Here is a 634-nt window from a genome sequence, read left to right on the forward strand (position 1 = left end):
TTGAAGCGTGCCAGGACGTTCAGGTGACTGAAACACTGACCATTGACTGGGAGCGGAAACGCCCGCGCGTCATTTGGGATAACGACGTGCCGATCAATGAGTCGTCATGTGTGTCATGCGGCCATTGTTCAACGGTCTGTCCGTGCAACGCGATGATGGAAAAAGGAATGGAAGGGGAAGCCGGATATTTAACAGGCATCAATAACGAAACGCTGCGACCGATGATCGAGATCACGAAAGGCGTAGAGACAGGCTACGGCTCGATTCTCGCGATTTCTGATATGGAATCTGCTATGCGCGATGAACGAATCAAAAAAACGAAAACCGTCTGCACGTATTGCGGCGTCGGCTGCAGCTTTGATGTCTGGACAAAGGGCAGAGACATTCTGAAAGTAGAGCCACAGGAGGAAGCGCCAGCCAACGGCATTTCTACTTGTGTGAAAGGCAAGTTCGGCTGGGATTTCGTCAACAGCGAAGAACGCCTGACAAAGCCGCTGATCCGTGAAGGTGACCATTTCCGTGAAGCAGAGTGGGAGGAGGCGTTATCGCTGATCGCCAGCAAGTTCAGTGAATTAAAAGACGCATTTGGCCCGGATTCTCTCGCTTTTATTACATCTTCTAAATGTACAAATGA

At 50.5% G+C, this 634-nt stretch carries 1 protein-coding gene; it reads left to right on the plus strand.

The annotated features are described in order from the left end of the window. A partial coding sequence (locus ACWHAR_RS28650; protein WP_452088645.1) for a molybdopterin-dependent oxidoreductase occupies positions 1-634 on the plus strand: 634 nt, incomplete at both ends.

The sequence above is a fragment of the Bacillus sp. LR--39 genome, from assembly GCF_053613335.1.